The organism is Streptomyces flavofungini, assembly GCF_030388665.1.
In the GTDB taxonomy this organism is placed as follows: Bacteria; Actinomycetota; Actinomycetes; order Streptomycetales; family Streptomycetaceae; genus Streptomyces; species Streptomyces flavofungini_A.
In genome coordinates, this window is the sequence record NZ_CP128846.1 from 5,197,999 (window position 1) to 5,215,602 (window position 17,604).

The 17,604-nt window shown below is 74.3% G+C and carries 15 protein-coding genes; 6 read left to right on the plus strand and 9 right to left on the minus strand.

From position 1 onward, the window contains the following. Positions 1 to 203: 203 nt before the first annotated feature. Complete coding sequence (locus QUY26_RS22005) at positions 204 to 1,469, plus strand: hypothetical protein (RefSeq protein WP_289949302.1); 1,266 nt, start codon at positions 204 to 206, stop codon at positions 1,467 to 1,469. Between the two features lie 17 nt (positions 1,470 to 1,486). Here the strand turns inward: QUY26_RS22005 and QUY26_RS22010 are convergent, their stop codons facing one another. From QUY26_RS22010 to QUY26_RS22025, 4 genes are all read right to left on the minus strand, one after another. After that, positions 1,487 to 2,476, minus strand: a complete 990-nt coding sequence (locus QUY26_RS22010; RefSeq protein WP_289949304.1) for an ABC transporter substrate-binding protein — start codon at positions 2,474 to 2,476, stop codon at positions 1,487 to 1,489. Continuing rightward, entirely contained in the window at positions 2,473 to 3,402 is a 930-nt protein-coding gene (locus QUY26_RS22015) for an ABC transporter ATP-binding protein (RefSeq protein WP_289949306.1), read from the minus strand. Before QUY26_RS22015 ends, QUY26_RS22010 begins: the two co-directional genes overlap by 4 nt. Beyond that, positions 3,399 to 4,424 carry a FecCD family ABC transporter permease gene (locus QUY26_RS22020; RefSeq protein WP_289955910.1) on the minus strand — a complete coding sequence of 342 codons (1,026 nt, stop codon included), beginning with the start codon at positions 4,422 to 4,424 and terminating at the stop codon, positions 3,399 to 3,401. The genes QUY26_RS22015 and QUY26_RS22020 overlap by 4 nt, the downstream gene beginning before the upstream one ends. Positions 4,425 to 4,540: 116 nt before the next feature. Then, a complete protein-coding gene (locus QUY26_RS22025) occupies positions 4,541 to 5,539 on the minus strand; it encodes a FecCD family ABC transporter permease (RefSeq protein WP_289949307.1) in 999 nt (332 codons plus the stop codon). A 109-nt stretch (positions 5,540 to 5,648) separates the two neighbouring features. Between QUY26_RS22025 and QUY26_RS22030 the strand changes: the two genes are divergently transcribed. Continuing rightward, complete coding sequence (locus tag QUY26_RS22030) at positions 5,649 to 6,305, plus strand: HAD family hydrolase (RefSeq protein WP_289949310.1); 657 nt, start codon at positions 5,649 to 5,651, stop codon at positions 6,303 to 6,305. Here the strand turns inward: QUY26_RS22030 and QUY26_RS22035 are convergent. After that, positions 6,269 to 6,532, minus strand: a complete 264-nt coding sequence (locus QUY26_RS22035) for a hypothetical protein (RefSeq protein WP_289949312.1) — start codon at positions 6,530 to 6,532, stop codon at positions 6,269 to 6,271. The two genes, QUY26_RS22030 and QUY26_RS22035, sit on opposite strands and share 37 nt — an antisense overlap. Positions 6,533 to 6,742: 210 nt before the next feature. On the opposite strand from QUY26_RS22035, the gene QUY26_RS22040 reads away from it, so the two are divergent. Next, positions 6,743 to 7,126, plus strand: coding sequence for a cold-shock protein (locus QUY26_RS22040; RefSeq protein WP_030363393.1), 384 nt, complete (start codon positions 6,743 to 6,745; stop codon positions 7,124 to 7,126). A 195-nt stretch (positions 7,127 to 7,321) separates the two neighbouring features. Here the strand turns inward: QUY26_RS22040 and QUY26_RS22045 are convergent, their stop codons facing one another. From QUY26_RS22045 to QUY26_RS22060, 4 genes are all read right to left on the minus strand, one after another. After that, positions 7,322 to 8,185 (minus strand): 1,4-dihydroxy-6-naphthoate synthase, encoded by an 864-nt coding sequence (locus tag QUY26_RS22045; RefSeq protein WP_289949318.1) that lies wholly within the window; start codon positions 8,183 to 8,185, stop codon positions 7,322 to 7,324. After that, a complete protein-coding gene (locus tag QUY26_RS22050; RefSeq protein WP_289955912.1) occupies positions 8,178 to 8,912 on the minus strand; it encodes a futalosine hydrolase in 735 nt (244 codons plus the stop codon). Before QUY26_RS22050 ends, QUY26_RS22045 begins: the two co-directional genes overlap by 8 nt. Further along, positions 8,909 to 9,409, minus strand: a complete 501-nt coding sequence (locus QUY26_RS22055; protein ID WP_289949319.1) for a DUF2771 domain-containing protein — start codon at positions 9,407 to 9,409, stop codon at positions 8,909 to 8,911. Before QUY26_RS22055 ends, QUY26_RS22050 begins: the two co-directional genes overlap by 4 nt. Positions 9,410 to 9,550: 141 nt before the next feature. Then, on the minus strand, positions 9,551 to 10,999 hold the full coding sequence (locus QUY26_RS22060; RefSeq protein ID WP_436840377.1) for an MFS transporter: 1,449 nt from the start codon (positions 10,997 to 10,999) through the stop codon (positions 9,551 to 9,553). A 514-nt stretch (positions 11,000 to 11,513) separates the two neighbouring features. Here QUY26_RS22060 and QUY26_RS22065 point away from each other — a divergent pair. From QUY26_RS22065 to QUY26_RS22075, 3 genes are all read left to right on the plus strand, one after another. Beyond that, positions 11,514 to 12,452 (plus strand): DUF3027 domain-containing protein, encoded by a 939-nt coding sequence (locus QUY26_RS22065; protein WP_289949321.1) that lies wholly within the window; start codon positions 11,514 to 11,516, stop codon positions 12,450 to 12,452. 592 nt (positions 12,453 to 13,044) lie between these two features. Beyond that, positions 13,045 to 16,332, plus strand: coding sequence for a molecular chaperone Hsp90 (locus QUY26_RS22070; protein ID WP_289949323.1), 3,288 nt, complete (start codon positions 13,045 to 13,047; stop codon positions 16,330 to 16,332). 406 nt (positions 16,333 to 16,738) lie between these two features. Beyond that, positions 16,739 to 17,599, plus strand: coding sequence for a calcium-binding protein (locus QUY26_RS22075; RefSeq protein ID WP_289949324.1), 861 nt, complete (start codon positions 16,739 to 16,741; stop codon positions 17,597 to 17,599). The last annotated feature ends 5 nt before the right edge of the window (positions 17,600 to 17,604 follow it).

Here is a 17,604-nt window from a genome sequence, read left to right on the forward strand (position 1 = left end):
GGACGGGCAGAAGGTGTCGGGCTGCTCTGCAAGAACGGGGAACACGTGTGTTCGGTTGGCGCTGTCGACGTTCTGTGACAGAAGTCCGCGACAAGCGGGACGGCCGGGCCGGTGCTGCCACCTCGGGGGCAGGGGCGCCGGAGGCCGCGGATCACGGTAACGTCGAGGTCGGGCCAGAACACCGCAGCCCCGGAGGGGACTTCGTGGGGATCGAGAGCGACCAGCTCGTCTTCGACTACCTGAGCCGCGTCGGCGACGTGGCCCAGCAGCGCCAACTGCCGTCCGGCACCCGGATGCGCCTCGTCTCCGGGCTGCGCGGCGAGATCGACCGCCGCCGCGCGGGCGCCGCCGACAGCCCGGCCGCGATCCGCCGCATCCTGAACGGCCTCGGCACCCCCGACGAACTGGTCGACGCGGCGGCCGACAACCCCGACGACATCAGCGCCGCCATCCCCGAGCAGCGCCCGGAACCCCAGACCAGCCGCCTGCGCCGCGTCGTCCCCCGGCCACGCCTGCGCCCGGCAGCGGAGCGCCCCGCGGCCACGGAGAACCCCGCGCGCCCCGCGCCCGAACCCCCGGCCACGGAGCGCCCGGCCCGCCCCGCCCGCTCCGCGCAGGACCGCCGCCCCGCCCGCGCCGCGCAGGACCGCCCCGCCAGGCGCCGCCCGGCCGCCCCGCCGCCCGCCCCCGACCCCCGCCCCGCGCCCCCGCACCTCGCGGGCACGGACGAACTGGGCGTCACCGGCGCGGACTTGGAGCCGGACTGGTGGCGCGTCGACCACTCGCCCGCGGCGGGCAAGGACACCGTGCACGGCTTCGTCGGCGGGGTGGAGATCCCCGAGATGCTGAAGCGGCCGTCGGTGAACATGGCGAAGCGGGGCCCGGGCGCGACGGCGGCCGAGGACGCCGAGGACGAGTACTTCGACGAAGAGGTCTACGAGGACGACGGGGAGGGGGACGCGGAGGAGGAGGCGGGCGAGGCCGTCGAGACCGCTGGGCGCAGCCGGCTGCGGCGACTCGTCGCGCCCGCCGCGAAGGCCGCCCCCGAGGAGGAGGTCGCCGAGGAGGACGAGCCCGCCCCGGTGGCGAAGGGCGCGGGCGCCAAGGCGGGCCTCGCCCGTGCCCTCGCCAACCCCGTGCCCCTGCTCGCGGCCATCGCGCTCGTCGTCGGCGCCGTCATCGGCAACTGGTTCGCGCTGGCGGGCGGTTGGGTCGTCGCCTGGTTCTCACGGAAGCTCAGCCCGGCGGAGCGGAAGGTCGGCGTGTTCGTCGTGCCGGGCCTCGCCATCGCGTCGGGCGTGGCCTGGCTGTGGGGCCGCTCGCAGGGCAAGTGGGGCGAGCCCATCGTCAAGGGCCATATGAACGAGGCCGTGGCCGGCACCTGGCCCTGGGTGGTGCGCGGTGCGGCCGTCGCCTCCGCGCTCTTCCTGGTGTGGAGGTCGCAGCGGCGACGGCCGTCGGCGGACTAGGAGCAGTGCCCTGGGGGCTACTTCGTCAGGTCGGCCCGCAACTCGTCCAGGATCTTCGCCGCGGCCGTGTAACCGATGCCCTGGATCCACAGCTCGTCGTCGACGACGTGGACGTTGCCGGACTTCACCGCCTTCATGTTCTTCCACAGCCCGCTGCTCACGGTCCGGGTCTGCTTGGACTTCTCCGGATCGCCGTACGTGGACCGGAAGATGACGTCCGTGTCGGCCATGTCGATCTTCTCGGGGCTCAGGTCGTACGAGAACCCGTCCTTGGCCTTCTCGGACAGGGGTGCCCGGCCGAGCCCGACGTCCTTGAGGATCGTGGCGATGTACGTCCGCTCGCCGTACACGCGGATGTCCGCGCCCTCCACGAAGCGGACGACGTTGACCTCGGTCGCCTCGGCCTTCGCGGGACCGCCGAGGGCGGTCGTGACCTTCTTGGCGTGGGCGGTGTAGTCGGCGACCACCTTCTTCGCCTCGGGCTTCTTGCCGAGGGCGTCGGCGTGGATCTGGAAGTTCTCCTTCCAGGGGTGACCGGTGGTCTCCGTCATCACGGTCGGCGCGATCTTCTTGAGCTGGTCGTACTTCGCCCCGTGCCGGACCTTGGAGGTGAGGATCAGGTCGGGCTCGAGCCCGGCGATGACCTCCATGTTGGGGTTCAGCATCTCCCCGACGTCCTTGATCCCCGCGACCTCGTCCTTCGGCAGATAGTCCGGGAACCCCTCGGCCGCCTCGACGTGGGTGGAGCCGACCGGCTTCACGCCGAGGGTGAGCGCGGAGTCCAGCTCCGCGGTGTCGAGCACGACGACCCGCTCCGGCTCGACCGGCACCTGCACGTCGCCCATGGCGGTCTTGACGGTGTGTGTCCTGCCCGACCCGGACCCCGCCTCGCCGTCGTCCGAGCCGGACCCGCAGGCGGTGAGGGCGAGGGCGCCGGAGAGCGCGAGGGCGCACGGGACGAGGGCGCGGCGGCGGGGGAAACCGGTGCGGCGGGGGAAACCAGTCATGACGTGGGCCTTTCGTCCAGGGGTGGTTTCTTGTCCGTGGGAAGGGCGGTGGGCGCCGACGGCCCGGCGGGAGCCGCTGACGTCCCGGTGGCCGACGGCTGCCAGGGCGCGCCCGGCACCACCAGCGGCGAACCCGTCACCGGGTCGGGGACGACCACGCAGTCCAGGCCGAAGACCTCGCGTACGAGCTCCTCGGTGACGACCTCCGCGGGCGTTCCCCGGGCGACCACCCGCCCCTCCTTCATGGCGACGAGGTGGTCGGCGTACCGGGCCGCCTGGTTCAGGTCGTGCAGGACGACGGCGACCGTGCGGCCCCGGTCGCCGTCCCGGGTGGTCGTGGCCAACTGACGTACCAGGTCGAGGACTTCGATCTGGTGGGAGATGTCCAGGTAGGTCGTGGGCTCGTCCAGGAGGAGGATGTCCGTCTCCTGCGCGAGCGCCATCGCGATCCACACGCGCTGCCGCTGCCCGCCCGAGAGCTCGTCCACGGACCGCTCGGCGAGCGCCGCCACGTCGGTGCGCTCCATGGCCTCGGTCACCGCGGTCTCGTCGGCGTCGGACCACTGCTGCCACCAGCGCTGGTGCGGCTGGCGGCCGCGCGCCACCAGGTCGCCGACGGTGATCGCCTCGGGCGCCACCGGCGTCTGCGGGAGCAGCCCGATCTGCTGGGCGATGTGCCGCGTCGGCAGCTTCGCCAGGGCCTCGCCGTCGAGCAGCACCGCGCCGCCCTTGGGCTTCAGGAGTCGGCCGAGCGCCCGCAGCGTCGTGGACTTGCCGCAGGCGTTGGGGCCGACGATGACGGTGACCCGGCCGTCGGGGACCGCGAGGTCGAGGTCGTGCACGACGGTGCGGTCCTCGTACGCGAGGGTCAGCTCGCGGGCCGTGAGGCGGGCGGCCGCCGTGGTGGCGGGGGCGGGGGCGGTCACGCGGTGCCTCCATTGCGTACGGAACGACTGCGGATGATGAGCCAGATCAGGTACGGGGCCCCGACGGCCGCCGTCAGGACGCCCACCGGCAGCTCCGTCGGCGCGAACAGCTTCCGGGCGAGCAGGTCCGCGAGGACGACGATCAGCGCGCCCAGGAGCGCCGAGCCGAGCAGCGGGATCTGGGCGGTGCGGGTGAGGCGGCGGGCGATCTGCGGGGCGAGCAGGGCCACGAAGTCGACCGGGCCCGCCGCGCCCGTCGCCACGGAGGCGAGCACCACGCCGAGCAGGACGAGACCGAAGCGGACCCGGCCCAGGCGCACGCCGAGGGCCGTCGCCGTGTCGTCGTCCATCGCCGCCGTGCGCTGGGCGCGGGCCGCCCAGGCCACGAACGGGAGCAGCACGAGCAGGGTCAGGGCGAGCGGGTCGGCCTCCGGCCAGCCGCGGCCGTTCAGCGAGCCCGTCATCCAGATCTGCGCCTGCTGCGCGACCAGGTAGTCGCCCTTCGTCATGAACAGCGTCGTCACCGAGCGGAGCGCGATCGCGAAGCCGATGCCGATGAGGACGAAGCGGGTGGCGTGCAGGCCGCCCCGCCAGGCGAACACGTACACGAGCAGGGCGGCGAGGATGCCGCCCGCCACCGACAGGTACGGCAGGAGCGTGTACGACGTCACGCCGAACGTCATCGCCCCCACCGTCACCGCGCTCGCGCCCTGGCTGATGCCGATGATGTCCGGGCTCGCCAGGGGGTTGCGGGCGACCGTCTGGATGAGGGCGCCCGCGACGCCGAAGGCCGCGCCGACCAGGAGGCCCACCACCATGCGCGGTTCGCGCAGGGTGCCCACGACCAGCTCGTCGGGGGAGGGCTGCCCGAGGACGACCTTCAGGGCCTCCGCGGGGTGGACGAAGGTCTCGCCGACGCAGAGGTAGGCCAGGCAGGCGGCCGCGAGGGCCAGGCCGAGGGCCAGGGCGACTGCGGCGGAGCGGCGGTGGAGGAGGAAGGTCGCCCTTCGGAACCGGAGCACGGCATGGCCGGGGGGACGTCCACGGAACGGTTGCCCGGCACCGTGGGCACAGCGGCCGGAGGCAGCGGTCGGGGCGCCGTCGGCGGGAGCGGGCGTGGTGTTGTCGCTCGTCCTCGTCACGCCGCCACCGCCTTCCTGCGGACCAGGGCCACCAGGAACGGCACCCCGATCAGCGCTGTCATGACGCCCGCGGGGACCTCGCTCGGGGGGAAGACGACGCGGCCGATCGTGTCGGAGACCAGGAGCATGACGGGGCCGATGAGGGCGGCCAGGGGGAGGACCCAGCGGTGGTCGCTGCCGATGACGGCGCGGGCGATGTGGGGGACGGCGAGGCCGATGAAGGCGATGGGCCCGGCCGCGGCGACGCCGACGGCGGTGAGGACCGTGGCGCCGAGGCCGCCCACGACGCGTACCGTCGCGACCTTCTGGCCGAGACCCTTGGCCACGTCCTCGCCGAGGGCGAGGGCGTCGAGGCCGCGGGCGACGGAGAGCACGAGGAGCAGCCCGACGAGCAGGAAGGGCCAGATCCGGGCGGCGATGTCGGCGTCGCGGCCGGACAGCGAGCCGACCTGCCAGAAGCGGAACTCGTCGAGGGCGGAGGCCTTGGTGGTGAGGACGGCGGTGGTGACGGAGACGAGCAGGGCGTTGATGGCGGCGCCGCCGAGGGCGAGTTTGACGGGGGTGGCGCCGCCGCGCCCGCTGCTGGCGATGGCGTACACGGCGACGGAGGCGATCGCGGCGCCCGCGAAGGCGTACCAGACGTAGCCGGTGAGGGTGTGCACGCCCGCGTAGGCGATGGCGAGGACGACGCCGACGGAGGCGCCCTGGCTGATGCCGAGGATGCCGGGGTCGGCGATGGGGTTGCGGGTGATGCCCTGCAGGGCGGTGCCGGCGACGGCGAGGGCGGCGCCGACCATCACGCCGATCACGGTGCGGGGCACCCGCAGCTCCCGGATCACCTCGGCGGCGTCGCTGTGACCGCCGTGCAGGAGGGCGTCGAGGACGGCGGACGGCGCGATCGCGCGGGCGCCGACGGCGAGGCTGAACAGGACGGCGAGCAGCAGGGCCACGACGGCCGCCGTCATCGCGACAGCCCGTCTGACGGACACACGCATCGGCTGGGGCTCGTTTCGCAGGGGTTCGCAGAGATTGGTAAGGCTTGGCTAAGTCTAAGCGGGGCGGGGGTCCCCGCCGGGGGCCTGCGGCCCTCGGCACAATGGCCCCATGACCTCACGGACCGGCCGGACCACCGCCCCCCTCACCGTCGGCTTCGACCTCGACATGACGCTGATCGATTCCAGGCCCGGCATCCACGCCTGTTACCTGGAACTTTCCGCGCGTACGGGGACCTACATCGACGCGGACCTGACGGTCACCCGGCTCGGACCGCCTCTTGAGGAGGAGTTGAAGCACTGGTTTCCAGCCGATCGTGTCGCGGCCATGGCCACGCTCTACCGTGAGATCTATCCCACATACGCGATCACCGCGACGCCCGCGATGCCCGGCGCCCGCGAAGCCGTCGACGCGGTGCACGCGGCGGGCGGCCGCGCCCTGGTGGTGACCGCCAAGTTCGAGCCGAACGCGAAGCTCCATCTGGAGCACCTGGCCATCGACGTGGACGCGGTCATGGGCGACCTGTGGGCGGAGCAGAAGGCGCGGGCGCTGACCGAGCACGGGGCGTCGGTGTACGTCGGCGACCACACCGGTGATGTACGCGGCGCGCGTACGGCGGGCGCGCTGTCCGTGGCGGTGGCGACCGGGCCGTGTGACGCAGCGGAACTGCGCACGGCGGGCGCTGACGTCGTACTCGACGACCTGACCTCGTTCCCCGCCTGGCTGGCGGCCTACCGGGCGGAGGGCTCCGCCGCCGACCTGGCCTGACGCCGCTGCACCGCGATCCCGCGCAGCACGCCCGCGCCCGCGATGAGGAAGCCGACCCCCATCAGCATGCAGACCGCGTACGCGATGGGTGGGAAAGTGTCGCCGCCGAGGAACAGCGGTGCCACCGTGACCAGTGTGGCCACGGCGCCGACGAAGAAAACGATCGCGCCAATCCGTACGAGGCCGTCGCCCGGTCCGGTGGAATTCGCTTGGGTTTTGTCACGCACCGGACCAGGGTAGTTCCCAGCGCGTAGGAAGAAACCGGGGACGTCTTGTCACCGGCCCGGGGACCCATAGTCTTGGTTCCGGCGGGTCGGGGCGACCCGCTGTACTGCTATCCAGAGCCGTTTACGCCCGGCGGGCCGGACCGTCCCGTCCGCCGGAACGCGTCGCGGCACAGACGAGTACGACGACGAGTACGAGGACGAGGACTTCACGTGCCTACCGGCAAGGTCAAGTGGTTCAACAGCGAGAAGGGCTTTGGCTTTCTCTCCCGCGACGACGGCGGCGACGTCTTCGTGCATTCCTCCGTACTGCCCGACGGCGTCGACACCCTCAAGCCCGGCCAGCGCGTGGAATTCGGCGTGGTCGCCGGGCAGCGAGGGGATCAGGCTCTTTCGGTGACGCTGCTCGACCCGACGCCGTCCGTCGCCGCGGCGCAGCGCCGCAAGCCGGACGAACTGGCGTCCATCGTCCAGGATTTGACGACCCTGCTCGAAAACATCACGCCCATGCTGGAGAAGGGGCGCTACCCCGACAAGGCTTCGGGCGCGAAGATCGCGGGGCTCCTCCGGGCGGTAGCGGACCAGCTGGACGTGTAGTCACCCCGGGGGCTGCGCCCCCCGGACCCCCGCTATCGGCGCTCCGCGCCTCGTCCTCAAACGCCGGACGGGCTGAACCTTGCCGCACCGGCGAGATACACAGCCCCTCCGGCGTTTGAGGAGCGGGGGTCTGGGGGCGGAGCACCAGTTTCGGGAAGGGGCGGGATCGGGGAGCCCCCGGCAGGCCCCCACCCGTCACGGAAACGCCAGCGCCCCCGGCCGCAACGCCGGCACGAGCCCCTCGGCCGCCGCCCGCGTGAGAAGCCCACGAACGGCGGCGTAGCCGTCCTCCCCCAGGTCGGCGGTGAATTCGTTGACGTAGAGCCCGATGTGCTGATCGGCGACGGCGGGATCCATCTCCTGGGCGTGCTCCCGGACATAGGGCCGGGACGCCTCGGGATCGTCCCAGGCCATCCGCACGGACGCTCGCGCCGCGGCGGCCAGCTCCCGCAGGACGCCGTCCCCGAGCGCCCGCCGCGCGATGATCGCGCCGAGCGGAATGGGCAGCCCCGTGACCTCCTCCCAGTGCTCGCCCATGTCCGCGAGCTTGTGCAGGCCGTAGTCCTGATACGTGAACCGGGCCTCGTGGATGACGAGCCCCGCGTCCACCTTCCCGTCCCGCACGGCGGGCATGATCTGGTGGAAGGGCAGGACGACGATCTCGCCGACCCCGCCGGGCAGGACGTCCGCGGCCCAGAGCCGGAAGAGGAGATAGGCGGTCGACTTCTCACTCGGGACGGCCACGGTCTTCCCGGTCAGGTCGGCCCCGGCCTCGCGGGTCAGGACGAGCGGCCCGCACCCCCGCCCGAGCGCCCCGCCGCAGGGCAGCAGCGCGTACTCGTCGAGGACGTAGGGCAGCACGGCGTACGACACCTTCAGGACGTCGAACCCGGCGGCGCCGCGCTCGGCCATGCCGTTGGTGATGTCGATGTCGGCGAAGGTGACGTCGAGTCCGGGGGCGCCGGGCACCCGTCCGTGCGCCCACGCGTCGAAGACGAAGGTGTCGTTCGGGCAGGGCGAGTAGGCGATCTTCAGGGACCGGGGCGGGGCGTCAGTCATGCCTGTTCCAACTCTCCAGTACGGGCGCGAGCTTCCCGATGACGGGCGTGAACTTCCCGAACGCGCCGGTCAGCGCGGCCAGCGCGGCCCCGATCCGCCAGGCCTCCCGGTCGCGCGGGCCCACCGGGTTGGACACGGCGCGGACCTCGAGGACGGGAAGCCCGTACAGGGCGGCGGCCTCGGCGACCCCGAAGCCCTCCATGGCCTCGGCGAGGACGCCGGGGTGGCGCGCGCGCAGCGCGTCGGCGCGGGCCGCGGAGCCGGTCACGGTGGAGACGGTCAGGACGGGGCCGACCGCGGCGCCGGTGGCGGCGGCCAGGGCGCTCACCAGCGCCGGCGGGGGCAGGTGGGTGACCCGGCCGAAGCCGAGGTCGGTGACGGGCAGGAACCCGTCGGGCGTCTCGGCGCCGAGGTCGGCGGCGGTGACGGCGTCGGCGACGACGAGGGAGCCGACGGGGGCGCCGGGCTGGAAGCCGCCGCCGATCCCGGCGGAGACGACCAGGTCGTAGGGGGCGTCGGCCGCGGCGGCGAGAGCGAGGGCGCGGCCGGTGGCGGCGGCAGCGGCGGCGGGCCCGACCCCGGCGACGAGGAGGTCGACGACGGGGGCGCGGTCACCGGGGGAGGGGCCGGGCAGGCCGGACGCCACCGCGTCCCGCTCGGCGGGGACCGCGGTGGCGATCAGGACGCGCGGGCCCGGGGGCCGGGTCCGTGGTGCGGTCCCGGTCAGGCGTCCGAGTCCTTCTTGAACTTGAACGACCACAGGCCGGTCGCCTTGGCGCCGCCCTCGGCCTTGCCGCCCTCCAGCAGGCTCACCGTGGTCGAGTTGCCGCTGCCGCCGTACTGCTGGTTGAAGAACACGCTGCCCGGGATGACGACGTACGTCTTCTTGCTGGCCTCGGTCAGCGGCCGGCCGTTCATCAGGAGCGTCCAGCCCTTGTCGGCGATCTCCGGGTCGACGCCGAAGCGGACCTTCTCGTCGGGGTCGACGGTGATGGACTTGACGTCCTTCTTGTTCTTCAGGCAGTCCTGAACCTCGGACTCCGTGAGTTCCTTGCCGTCGTTGTAGCAGGACGCCTCGGAGTGCACGGAGTCGCTGCCGACCGTCACGGTGGCCAGCGGCGTCGGCTTGTCACAGGCCGACAGGACGAGAAGTCCGGCGGAGGCGGCGCCGAGAGCGGCGACGGTGCGGCGGCGACGCGCCGAGCGGGGTACCAGGGAGGTCATGGCGGAAGGCTATCGGGCGCCGGGGTGACCACTGCGAGGTGGGTGCGGCGTGCCGCCACGTGGGGTGGGGTCGGGCGGGTGCGGGGACGCGGTGGGTGCGGCGCGGGTGCGGGTGGCGCGGGGCGGCCGACGAGGCGCGGGTCAGGCGACGCGGGGGCGGCGTGCACCGCCCCTGCGTGCCGCCGCCAGGAGCCCCTTCACCGTCGGCACCCAGCCCGTGGCGACGATCCCCGCCGCGACCCACAGGCCCAGCGTGCCGTTGAGCGGCAGCGCGATGCCGATGCCGCCGCCCACCACCCACGCCATCTGCAGCAACGTCTCGGAGCGCGCGAACGCCGACGTCCGCACCTCCTCCGGTACGTCCCGTTGGATCATCGCGTCCAGCGACAGCTTCGACAGCGCCTGCGCGAAACCCGCCACCGCCGCGAGCGCGGCGATGCCCACCGGGCTGACGAACACGGCCGCGCACACCGCCACGCCCAGGACGACCGCCACCACCGTCACGATGATCAGCTCCGGGGCCCGGGCCTTCAGCCACGCGCCGACCGCCGTGCCGAGCGCGTTGCCCGCACCCGCCGACACGCCCACGATGCCCAGCGACACCGCGGCGCTCTGCCCGGCCAGGGGATGCTCGCGCAGCAGGAAGGCGAGGAAGAAGATGAGGAACCCCGAGAGCGCGCGCTGCGCGGCGTTCACGGCGAGTCCGTGCGTCACGGACGGGCCGACGGTGCGCAGGCCGAGGCGCCGCCTGCGGGAGCTGTCCTCGCGGTCCCTGGCGCGTGCCAGGTGCAGATGCTCCTCGTCGGCGGCGAGCAGCGCCTTGTGCTCGCCCTTCGCCGAGTCGACCTTGTGCGGCAGCGTGAACGACAGGACCGTGCCCGCGACGAACAGGACGAACGCCCCGTACAGCGGCCAGCGCGGCCCGAGCGCCTGCAGGCCCGCGCCGATCGGCGCCGCCACGCCCGTGGCCAGGAGGCCGCTCAGGGTCACCCGGGAGTTCGCCTTGACCAGCGAGAAGGCCGGTGGCAGCAGCCGGGGTACGACGGCGCTGCGCACGACCCCGTACGCCTTCGACGCCACCAGGACGCCCAGCGCCGCCGGATACAGCTCGAGCCCGCCCGTCACCACCGCGCCCGAAAGCATCAGGGCGAGCAGCGCCCGCGCCAGCATCGCGCCCGCCATCGCCGCGCGGCGGCCGTGCGGGAGGCGGTCCAGGAGGGGGCCGATGACCGGGGCGAGGAGCGTGAAGGGGGCCATCGTGATCGCCAGGTACAGGGCGACGCGGCCCCGTGCCTCGTCCGTCGGCACCGAGAAGAACACTGTCGACGCGAGCGCGATCGTGATCATCACGTCGCCCGCGCCGTTCACGGCGTGCAGCTCGATCAGTTTCCCGAGGCCCGACTCGCCCGCTCCGTGGGCGTGGGTCGCCTTCCTGATGCCCTTCGCCGTGCCGGTGAACGGGAGGCGCAGGGCGCGGCCCACCGCTCGGGCCGCCCGGGTTGCCGCACCCGGGGTGCCCGGTCGCTGGGACGACGACCTGACGCCAGTCACCCAGTCATAGTGCCCCGTCCGGGGGTGGACTAGCGGCATAACCACTCGCGGCCCTCGCGGGAACGCCCCGGTCCCGCCCCTTTCCCGAACCCATGGGCTGCGCCCCTGGACCCCGGGGGTGGGTGTCCCCTTCGGGTGGGACGGCTCCCGCCGATCGGCGCTCCGCGCCTCGTCCTCAAGCGCCGGACGGGCTGAGATGTGCCGGGCTGTTGGTCGGCAGACGGGAAGCAGGGGCGGGCGGGTGGAAAAAAGCCCGTCCGGCGCTTGAGGACGAGGGCCGCAGGCCCGAAAAACGGGGGCGCGGGGGCAGAGCCCCGACCAGCCGCCCGGTACGCCGGTGTGGGCCCAGGGGCCAGGAGAAGGTAGCGTGCGTAACGCGCCTGCGGCAGCAGTCCTCGGCCGCGCGCCTACCGGCCATCCCGCAGAATGGATGGCGTAGGTGCGCCCGGTGACGTCGGGCGCGGACGTCGACGCGGCCCTCTGGTCCGCTCCGTCCGTGCCGCCGCGTAAGAGTGGCGCACTCGTGAGACGGCGTAGGAGAGAAGCGATACCTGTGAGCGCAGCGACAACGCGAAGCCGTACCCAGCGCACCCCGCGTACCCCCGACCGTCTCTGCGCCGAGGCGATCGGCCTGGCCCGTGCCGCCGCCGAGGAGGCCGCCGCACCCGGGGTGGTCGGTGAGCACGTCGAGGTCGTCATCGAGGGCGACCGCGTCGTCACGCATCTCTTCGAGTGCAAGGAACTGGGGTACCGGGGCTGGCGCTGGGCGGTGACCGTCGCCCGCGCCTCCCGCGCGAAGGTCGTCACCCTCGACGAGACCGTCCTGCTGCCCGGACCCGACGCCCTCCTCGCCCCCGAGTGGGTGCCCTGGAGCGAGCGCCTTCGCCCCGGCGACATGGGGCCCGGCGACCTGCTGCCCACCGACGCGGAGGACCTGCGGCTCGAACCCGGTTACTCCGGTGAGGACGAGCCGCCGCCCAACTCCGTCCTGTCCGAGGACATGGCCGAGCGCGTCGAGGCGGAGGACGCCGAGGTCACCGCGGGGTCGCCCGCCGACCTCACTGTCGCGCCCGCCCGCGGGTCGCTCGCGGCGATCGCCGACGAGCTGGGGCTGCGGCGCGCCCGCGTCCTCTCCCGGTACGGACTGCACACCGCGGCCGACCGCTGGGAGGAGGCGTACGGCCCGAAGACCGCCATGGCGCAGGCCGCGCCCGCGCCCTGCGTCAGCTGTGGGTTCCTCGTGCCGATCGGGGGGTCGCTCGGGCAGGCGTTCGGGGTGTGCGCCAATGAGTTCGGGCCCGCGGACGGGCGGGTCGTGTCCCTCTCGTACGGGTGCGGGGGGCACTCCGAGGCCGCCGTCATGCCGAAGCCGCCGCGGCCGGCTCCGCCGGTGCTCGACGAGACCAAGGTGGACGCGCTGCCGCTGCGGCCCGCGCCGGACTCCGGCTCGGTGGTGCCGGTGGGTGCCGGTGAGGATCTGGGCCACTCCTAGCCTCTACGGTTTCTGGGGTCCGGGTGCGCCCGGGGCTGTCCGGGGCTGCCCGCGCCTTGGCGGCCCGTCGGCGGGTCGGCCCGAGGCTTCGCGTGCGGGCTGGTGGATGGTTTCCGCCGCGCTGCGCGCGACGGGTTCCCCACCCGTTACCCCCAAAGGTGGCTTCCTGGGGCTTCGCGTGCGGGTCCGGTGGGTGGTGACGCCGCGCCGCGCGCGACACCTATTCCGCCGCTCCACTCGCCCACGCCGTATCCCGTGTGCCCGCACCCCGCACCCGCGTCCCGCGCCCCCCGCACCCCGCACCCGCGTCCCGCGTGCCCGCACCTCACCCCCCCCGAGCCCGACACTCGCCGTCCCCCGCACCCGACTCCCACCCAAGCAACGTCCCGTACCCGAACCCTCCGGTTCCGAGTAGCCGGTGGGCGGGTGGGGCGTGCGGCGCGCGCAGTGCGGTGGAACGGGGAGCGACGGGCCGCACCCGAAGCCCACCCCCCAGCGGGACGCGATAGCGTCGCCCCCCGACGACGACCACCACGACCACAGCCAGCAGCGGCCCCAGGCCCGTATCCGCAGGCAGAGGGAGAGCGACCACGTGAGCAAGACCGTGCGGCCGGCCGACGAGGGCACCGACCCGTTCGGCACCGCCCGCCTGCGCCGCTCAGTCCTGGAGGCCTGGGCGGCGAGCCCGGCCCGGTTCCGCGAGGACGCGAACGCCGAGGAGGACATGGCCCTCGGCGGCTACCGCGACCGCCTGGTCGTGGAACTCGCCCAGAACGCATCGGACGCCGCCGCCCGTGCGGGCGTACCGGGCCGCCTGGCCCTCACCCTCCAGGACGGAGTCCTCGCCGCGGCGAACACGGGCGCGCCCCTGGACGCGACGGGCGTGGAGTCGCTGTCCACCCTGCGGGCCTCCGCGAAGCGGGAGGACCGCGACCACCGCCTGGACCGGCAGGACGGGCCGCAGGCCGCCGGGGTCGACCGGGCGGACCAGGACCCCGCCGCCAGGCGGACGACCGGCCGCTTCGGCGTCGGCTTCGCCGCCGTTCTCGCCGTCTCCGACGCCCCCGCCGTCGTCGGCCGCACCGGCGGCGTCCGGTTCTCGCTGGCGGAGGCCCGGGAACTGGCGGCGGAGACGGCGAGGTTCAGCCCGGGGCTCGGGGACGAGATCCGGCGCCGCGAGGGCCACGTACCGCTGCTGCGGCTGCCGCTGCCCGCGGAGGGCACCGCCCCGGACGGGTACGACACCGTCGTCATCCTGCCGTTGCGGGACGCCGCCGCGGAGGACCTGGTCACCCGCCTCCTGGAGGGCGTCGACGACGCGCTGCTGCTCGCCCTGCCGGGACTTGAGGAAGTCACCGTCACGGTGCCGGGCAGCCCGGCCCGCACCCTGCGCCGCACGGCCGACGGCCCGTACACCGTCGTGGCGGACAGCAGGGACGGCACGACCCGCTGGCGTACCGTCAGCAGGCAGGGCGCGCTGGCCCCGGAGCTGCTCGCGGGGCGGCCCGTGGAGGAGCGGCAGCGCCCGTACTGGCATCTGACGTGGGCCGTGCCCGTCGGCCAGGACGGCGCCCCGGAACGGCCCCGGACGAGCGCGGTCGTGCACGCGCCCACCCCCAGCGACGAGCCCCTCGGCGTACCCGCCCTGCTCATCGCCTCGTTCCCGCTGGACACCAGCCGCCGCCACGCCGCACCGGGCCCGCTCACGGACTTCCTGGTGGAGAGCGCGGCGGACGCGTACGCCGAACTCCTCGCCGCCTGGCGGCCGGTGACCGAGGGCGTCATCGGGCTCGTGCCGGGGCCGCTCGGCACGAGCGAGCTGGACGGGGCGCTGCGGGGCGCCGTCCTCGACCGGCTGCCGCGCACCGCGTTCCTGCCGCCCGCCGTGCCGCCCACGCGGGCGGACGGCGACCCGGGCGGACAGGACGAGTGGCTGGACGCCGAGGCCGCCGCCGTCCCTGAGACATTGCGGCCGCGCGACGCGGAGGTGGTGGAGGGCGCGGCCGCCGACACCGTGCGCGTCCTCGCCGAGGTGCTGCCCAGCCTGCTGCCCGCGGGCCTGGAGCGGCGCGGTGAGCTGCGCACGCTCGGCGTCGCCCGGGTCCCGCTGACCGAGGCCGTCGACCGGCTCGCCGGTCTGGAGCGGGAGCCGTCCTGGTGGCGGCGGCTCTACGACACCCTCGCCGGGGTCGACCCGGACCGGCTCTCGGGCCTGCCCGTGCCGCTCGCCGACGGCCGCACCACCATCGGCCCCCGCCAGGTCCTGCTGCCCGCCCCCGGCACCACCACGGCCGACGAGAGCGGCTCCGCGGCCCTCGCCCGGCTCGGCCTGAAGGTCGCGCACGCCGACGCCGCCCACCCGCTCCTGGAGAAGCTGGGCGCCCTTCCCGCCACGCCCCGCGCGGTCCTGACGACCCCGCAGGTGCGGGCGGCCGTCGCGGCGTCCCTGGACGACGACAGCTGGTACGGCGACGGTGAGGGGCCCGGCGAGGGCGGGTCCCTGGACGCCGAGGAGCTGGCCGAGCTGGTCCTCACCCTCGTACGGGACGCGGAGCTCGCACCCGGGGACGAGCCCTGGCTCGGGGCGCTCGCCCTGCCCGACGAGGACGGCGAACCGGCGCCCGCCGGGGAGCTGGTGCTGCCCGGCAGCGCGTTCGAGGCGGTCATGCGGGCGGGCGAACTCGCCGGAGTGGACGCCGAGCTGGCGGAGCGGTGGGGCGAGCAGCCGCTCGCCGCGTGCGGGGTGCTCGCCTCGTTCGCGCTCGTACGGGCCACCGACGTCGTCCTGGACCCCGACGAACTGGAGCCCCGCGACGGCGACTTCGCCGAGCCCGACGACGCGGGTCTGCTCGACGCCGTCGACGTGTGGTGCGAGGACATCCTGGACCGGCTGCCGGACACGCCGGTGCCGCCGGTCGCGACGGAGGTCGTCGCCGTCCGCGACCTCGACCTCGTCGACGACGACGCCTGGCCGCGGGCCCTCGCCCTGCTGTCCCGGCCGCCGCTGCGCGACGCGCTGACCCAGCCGGTGCGGGTGCTGCTTCCGGACGGCACGACGGAGAGCGTGCGGTCGTACACGGCGTGGTGGCTGCGCGGCCACCCGGTGCTCGGCGGGCGGCGCCCCGCGGGCCTTCGGGCCGCGGGCGGTGACCCGCTGCTCGACGGGCTCTACGACGACGCCGACGCCTCCGGGTTCGACGACGAGCAGGTCCTCAGGGCGCTCGGCGTGCGGACGTCGGTCGGCTCGCTGCTCGCGGAGCCGGGCGGTGCGGCCGAGCTGCTGGACCGGCTCGCGGACCCGGAGCGGACCGTTTCCGCGGCGCAGCTGCACGCGCTGTACGGGGCGCTCGCGGACCTCGACCCGGAGCAGGTGACGCTGCCGGACGAGGTGCGGGCGGTCCTCGGCGGCGGCCCGGACGGGGAGGCGGGGGAGGTCGTGGTCGTCGACGCGGCGGACGCGGTCGTCGCCGACGCCCCGGACCTGCTGCCGTTCGCCTCCGGCGTGCCGCTGCTCCCCGTCGCCCCGTCCCGCGCGGCCGACCTGGCCGAGCTGTTCCAGGTGCGGCGCCTGAGCGAGCGGGTGGCGGCGGAGGTCGACCCCGCGGGCGGGGTGGAGCACGAGGTGCCGGAGTCCGTGCGGGTGCTGCTCGGTGCCGGGACCCCGGCGACGTACCGGGAGTACGAGGAGCTGGTGGTCGACGGCGTCGACCTGGAGTGGCGCCGCACCCCCGACGGGGTCGTGCACGCGGCGACCGTGGAGGGCGTGGCCGCGGGGCTCGCGTGGGCGGCCCGGCAGTGGCCGAGGCGGTTCGAGGTGGCGGCGCTGCTCGAGGATCCTTCGCGCACGGAGGAGCTGGCCCGGGACCGGTGGTTCGACTAGCCGGGGCTTGGCCGGGCGGGGTTCGGCTTGGCCGGGCTGGGCCGGGTGGGGCTTGGCCGGGCGGCGCTTGACTCGGTGGGGCTTGGCGGGCGGGGCTCGGGTTGGCGGGGCTTGGTGCGGCTTGGTGGGGCAGGCTCTGGCCGGGCGAGTCGGCCGGTGCGGCCAGGTCGGGCCCGTCCGGCGGTTCGGTCACACCACCGCGCCGAGCGATGTCCCGGCCGCCGCCCACGGGCCGCCCGTCCGATATGCGGCGTGCACACCGGTCTCCGACAGGAGCTTCACACTCCGTACAACCTCTGGTCAGGGTTGTGGGTCTGATCTGCCGAGTCAACAGACTCCTAGATCATCGGGACTTCGCGAGCAGGCTTCAACACCGCGCGGTCCCCTTCTCCACCTGGGGAAACACATGCGAATCCGTGCCACCGTCGCCGCTGTGTCCGGCACCCTGGCTCTGTCCGCTCTCGCTGTTCCGGCTGCCCACGCGGGCGACGAGCCGGTTGCCCCCAAGGCGTCCGCCGCCGTCGCCGGGGCCGGGGACGCCGTCGGCGCCCAGGGCGCGCGGCGCGCCGCGGCCGACGTGACCGTCAAGGACGTCACCGTCAACGGCGGCAAGGACGTCGTGATCGGCACCACCGCGAAGAAGAAGTTCTCGCTCGCCATCACGGCCAGTGACCCGGTCGGCATCAAGGTCTCCAGCGGCTTCCTGTGGCTCGGCGACGACGTCGACGCCCCGACCGGGATCATCACCCCGGCGACCGAGGCCGAGTACAACCCCACCTGCGACACCCTTGACGACACCACCAGCACCTGCACGGTGAACGTCACCGCCGACCCGGCGCGCCTCAGCAACGCCGGCGCGGGCGTCCGCTGGAACGTCTACGCGGCCGTGCGCAACAACGACGACGAGCTGGTCGAGCTGACGGGCCTGAAGTCGGACATCCGCCTCAAGCGCGCGTCCCGCCTGACGGTCAACGCGTCCCCGGAGCCGGTGAAGAAGGGCAAGACGATCACCGTGGCCGGTGCGCTGACGCGCGCCAACTGGGACACGAAGAAGTACGCGGGCTACACGAAGCAGCCGGTGAAGCTGCAGTTCAAGAAGAAGGGCGCGAGCGCCTACACCACCGTGAAGACGGTGAAGTCGGACCGCAAGGGCAACCTGAAGACCACGGTGAAGGCGTCGGTGGACGGCACGTTCCGTTACGTCTTCGCGGGTACGTCGACGACCCCGGCCGTGACCTCCGCGGGCGACGCCGTCGACGTCCGCTGACCTTC

Bases quoted from the DNA above. Each gene is read 5' to 3' on its own strand.
- QUY26_RS22010 (WP_289949304.1), bottom strand. From the start codon at position 2,476: ATGACTGGTTTCCCCCGCCGCACCGGTTTCCCCCGCCGCCGCGCCCTC.
- QUY26_RS22025 (WP_289949307.1), bottom strand. From the start codon at position 5,539: ATGCGTGTGTCCGTCAGACGGGCTGTCGCGATGACGGCGGCCGTCGTG.
- QUY26_RS22030 (WP_289949310.1), top strand. From the start codon at position 5,649: ATGACCTCACGGACCGGCCGGACCACCGCCCCCCTCACCGTCGGCTTC.
- QUY26_RS22045 (WP_289949318.1), bottom strand. From the start codon at position 8,185: ATGACTGACGCCCCGCCCCGGTCCCTGAAGATCGCCTACTCGCCCTGC.
- QUY26_RS22055 (WP_289949319.1), bottom strand. From the start codon at position 9,409: ATGACCTCCCTGGTACCCCGCTCGGCGCGTCGCCGCCGCACCGTCGCC.
- QUY26_RS22060 (WP_436840377.1), bottom strand. From the start codon at position 10,999: ATGCCGCTAGTCCACCCCCGGACGGGGCACTATGACTGGGTGACTGGC.
- QUY26_RS22075 (WP_289949324.1), top strand. From the start codon at position 16,739: ATGCGAATCCGTGCCACCGTCGCCGCTGTGTCCGGCACCCTGGCTCTG.